Source organism: Actinacidiphila sp. bgisy160, assembly GCF_965342435.1.
In the GTDB taxonomy this organism is placed as follows: domain Bacteria; phylum Actinomycetota; class Actinomycetes; order Streptomycetales; family Streptomycetaceae; genus Actinacidiphila.
The window spans coordinates 97,541-101,209 of the sequence record NZ_CBDRCM010000002.1 but is presented as its reverse complement, the minus strand read 5'-3'; the positions used below and the strand labels follow the sequence as shown (position 1 = coordinate 101,209).

Annotated in this window: 4 protein-coding genes and 1 pseudogene; 4 read left to right on the top strand and 1 reads right to left on the bottom strand. The window is 69.9% G+C overall.

What is annotated here, in order from left to right; genetic code table 11:
* Positions 1–168 precede the first annotated feature (168 nt).
* The 4 genes and pseudogenes from ACRWNP_RS03115 to ACRWNP_RS03100 all read left to right on the top strand — a co-directional run.
* Positions 169–1,131, top strand: a complete 963-nt coding sequence (locus ACRWNP_RS03115) for a hypothetical protein (RefSeq protein WP_431959317.1) — start codon at positions 169–171, stop codon at positions 1,129–1,131.
* Positions 1,132–1,227: 96 nt separating this feature from the next.
* Positions 1,228–1,761 (top strand): hypothetical protein, encoded by a 534-nt coding sequence (locus tag ACRWNP_RS03110; protein ID WP_431959316.1) that lies wholly within the window; start codon positions 1,228–1,230, stop codon positions 1,759–1,761.
* A gap of 16 nt (positions 1,762–1,777) precedes the next feature.
* A complete protein-coding gene (locus ACRWNP_RS03105) occupies positions 1,778–1,972 on the top strand; it encodes an Rmf/CrpP family protein (RefSeq protein WP_431959315.1) in 195 nt (64 codons plus the stop codon).
* 291 nt (positions 1,973–2,263) lie between these two features.
* Positions 2,264–2,482: pseudogene (locus ACRWNP_RS03100) on the top strand (HK97 family phage prohead protease); the annotation flags it as partial.
* A gap of 128 nt (positions 2,483–2,610) precedes the next feature.
* Here ACRWNP_RS03100 and ACRWNP_RS03095 read toward each other — a convergent pair.
* The gene (locus ACRWNP_RS03095; RefSeq protein WP_431959314.1) at positions 2,611–3,600 is read right to left on the bottom strand and encodes a hypothetical protein; all 990 of its coding nucleotides are present in this window, start codon (positions 3,598–3,600) and stop codon (positions 2,611–2,613) included.
* Between the last annotated feature and the right edge of the window lie 69 nt (positions 3,601–3,669).

Sequence of the window (3,669 nt, the reverse complement as noted above, 5' to 3'; positions counted from 1 at the left end):
GTGCCCGCTCCGGCGGGCCCGCCCCGCCCCGCCGGAGCCGTGCGTTGAGGGTTTATGCGCTCGTTCGCCCGAGGCTGCCGCCCGGGAGCGCAGTCGAGTGATCCATTGGTAGCGGCAGCCCCAGCTGGACTAGTCTGACGCCCAATCAACTGGAGCGTCGGGGGAACCATGGGCATCGAGGAGTTGGCAACGCAGGCGATGGCCTACGTGGCCGGGATCGTAGGCAGCACGGTCAGCGGTGTCGCAAGCCAACGACTCACCGAGCTGATCTCGACACGGCTGGCGGAGAGCCCGGGCGGGGCTCTCGCGTACATGCGCATGCAACAGGACCCGGGGGATGCCGACCTGCAGCAGGGCGCCGCCGCTGCGCTCCAGGCCGAAGCAGAGGCCGACCCGAGCTTCGCAGCGTCGCTGAGGGAAGCTTTTCAGGCCGCCACGGACGAACGCGTCACCGGGGATCCAGGGAAGATCACCATCGGTGGCGTGTTGATTGGCGGGAACGTCAGAGGCAGAGGGCAGATCGCCGGACGGGACATCAACAACTCGCGCCGCTCCATTCGCATCGGCCTTGGAGCCCTGGCTCTACTTGCCGTGGTCGGGACGGGCACGGCCGTGTACCGAGCCATGGCCGACTCTCAGTCTCCTGTGAGTCACCCCACCGGCAAGAGTCAGGGCAACGAGCAGTCGTCCAATGAAACGCCACCTCTGTCTCCTGCCGACAACGCGAAATGGCACGTAACCAAGTTCTTTTCAGATGTCTCCCGCGGGGACTTCGCGGCAGCCTGCACACAGATCAGTCCAGCCACTCTGGCAAAGAATGACGGAGATTGCACGACCGCGTTGAGTGATCTACTCGATGAGGGACGCAATGATCAGGAGTTCACCCAGGACGCCAGCGGGAACACCGTCGTCGACTATATGGCTACGGCACGCAAGGACATCAATTCTGGCCAGCTATTGTCATATACCGACATTTACTCATCTCAGGCAATTCCCGGACTGGACGAGAACCACTCTCTAATTACAGTGGAATTCAACAATGGCAATAGCTACGCCTTCGCCCTTCAGCGCCAACAGAACGAATGGCTGATCTTCAAATCCACTTGCTTTTACGCCAGCAGCGGCTGCTAGGCGAGGAAGCCATGTTCGGAGGAGGGCCGAAGCGCCGAGGCTGAGCTGACTCGCCAAGCTCGACGCAAAGCCGCCCGGCGGTCCATGGTGCGCGGCGTGCGTAGATTCCGACTCCAGCTCCAGGTCAAGGGCGCCCCCGGTGGTGGCCCCGCCATACCGCCCATGGACCCCGCCGCTGATCCGGCCGCGGCCGCCGACCCCAACGCCGGCCAGCCACCCATGCCCACCGACGACTCCCGCCCGTGGGCAGGTGACCTGTACGACGAAGGGGACGAGACGCTGCCCGACGACCCGTCGGTCACCGACCATTTCTCCGACCCGAACGGGGAGGAAGCTTGGCTGGAGAAGGCCCCGGACGGCACCCTCACCGGGTGGGTCCGTGACGCCACCGGCCAGGTCTACCGGTACTCCGACGCCGACGCGTGGGCAACCGACGTGGACGACGCCGGGATGACGCCCTCCGGTGGCGGCGCCCCCGCCCCCGGCGATATGCCGGACGGCGAGGAGCGCGACGGCCTGGACGAGGGCGACGACGAGGGCGACCTGCCCGGCCTGGACGAGGAGCCGGACGACGAAGAGGACGAAGAAGAGGACGACCCTTCCGCGGCTCCCAACCCGTTCAAGAAGTGACCCGGAGGCAGGCACAATGAGCGACACCACCCCGCCCGCCACGCTCGTGGAGGGCTTCCGGTCTGCCAAGGCCGGGGCGGAAGCTGCCCGCACCGGCAAGGACGCGCAGGCCTGCCCCTACCCGGCCGATGGCGACGTAGTGCAGCGCTTCCACCGGCACTTCTGGATGCTCGGCTACGACAACCCCGGCAGGCACAGCGCAGGACGGTAGGCACACGCGGCGCGCACGGTACCCAGGCCAAACCCCCGGCCTGGAAGGACCACCGTGCCGCCGCGCCCCCGCCCTCAGCCCCCCGAGCGGGGGACATCTCGAGCCATAGCCGCCGTGACCGGAGTCGAAGACGACGTCGGCGACGTGATCCTGCCCGGCGCCTTCGCCGAGACGCTGCGAAAGCGCCCGGTCAAGCCCGTGTTCTCCCACGAGTGGAAAGACCCCATCGGGGTCTGCCGCGGCGTGGAGGAGTGGCTGCCGGGCGACCCCCGGCTGCCGAAGACCACGCCCATGGGCGCGCCGTGGCCCCCGGCGGCCGGCGCCCTGGTCGCCGACGTGGCGTTCAACATGAAGACCACCCGCGGCCGCGATGTGTACGAGCAGGTCAAGCAGTGGCACGAGGAGGGCGGCGGCGCCCAGTGGTCCATCGGGTACACCGTCCCCAAGGGCGGTGCGACCAAGCGCGCCGGGGTCCGGATGATCCGCAAGCTCGAACTGTTCGAGGTCAGCCCCGTCCTGCACGGCGGGCACCCGCTGACGATGAGTCTGCAGGTGAAGGGCAACCCCGCCGGGCTCGACGGTGAGATGGAGTACAAGGCCACAGAACGGCGGGCCGCCCGCGGGCCGCCCGCCGGGCGTCAGGAGGACTGGGCGCGCAGCTCGCTGAGGTCCAGCTGCTCTGTCTCGTCGTGCGCGGTCAGGTCGATGACCTCGGCCTGCTCGGCCACGGCCTCGTCCCCTACGACGTCGGCGAGGTCCGCCTCCTTGGACGCCGCCTCGCCGGCCGCTTCCAGCTCCTGGCGGGCCTTCTCGTTCTTCGTGCCGAAGAAGTCGAAGCCGCCCTGGGCACGGCTGGCCTGGCGGTTGGGCTTGGCGTACGGCAGCACGGCCGCGGCGACCGCCGGAACGAGCTTGGGCTGGCGCACCGGCAGCGCCGGGCTGCTCCCCGTGCCACCGACGGTGTCGTCGGCGGGACGCTCACGGACGGCCGGGTCCAGCGCGTGCCTGCCCTGCGGCTCGTCGGTGTCGGCGAGGTCGCGGCGGCGCGCCGCCTCGACGGTGAGCGCGGCCTGCTGGCGGGCGCCGTTGCGCGAGAGGTCCCGCAGCGCGGCGGCGGCCCGCAGGTACGTGGCCGCGCTGACCGGCGCGGTGTAGGGCACGGGCAGCGCGGAGCCGACCGCCTTCTTCGCGACCCGGCCGTCCTCCAGCGCGCGGGCCCGCTCGGACTCGGCGGTGGCGTAGCGGCGCAGCAGGTCCGCGTGCTCCGTGCGGAGCCGGGCCAGTTCGGCGCGCTTGCCGCGCAGCTTGTTCTCCAGCTTGCCGCGCAGCTCGCGGGAGTCCTCGAGGTCCACCTCGAGCTCCGCGATCCGCTCGTCGGCACGCCATTCGTCGCGCACCCGCGCGGTCTTCAGGTCGGCGACCTGCTTGCCGGCGGCGCGGTCCCAGCTGCGCAGCAGGAAGGCGCCGCCACCGGCGACACCGGCCGCGGCGACGACGAACACACGGAGCAGCACCGGATCACCGATCACCAGGGCGCCGACAGCGAGGGCCGCGGCGGAGCCGGCGACCGTCACGGGCGGGAGCAGCCGGTGCAGCGGCTGGGAATGGCGGTGTCGTCCACGGGGCATGGTAGGGAACTTAGCGTGCCGGTGCGCCGTGTGGGGCCGCGGCATCCGATTTCCCACCGAACACACAAC

Excerpts from the sequence above, each read along its gene's own strand:
- ACRWNP_RS03095 (WP_431959314.1), bottom strand. The coding sequence starts at position 3,600 with ATGCCCCGTGGACGACACCGCCATTCCCAGCCGCTGCACCGGCTGCTC.
- ACRWNP_RS03115 (WP_431959317.1), top strand. The coding sequence starts at position 169 with ATGGGCATCGAGGAGTTGGCAACGCAGGCGATGGCCTACGTGGCCGGG.
- ACRWNP_RS03105 (WP_431959315.1), top strand. The coding sequence starts at position 1,778 with ATGAGCGACACCACCCCGCCCGCCACGCTCGTGGAGGGCTTCCGGTCT.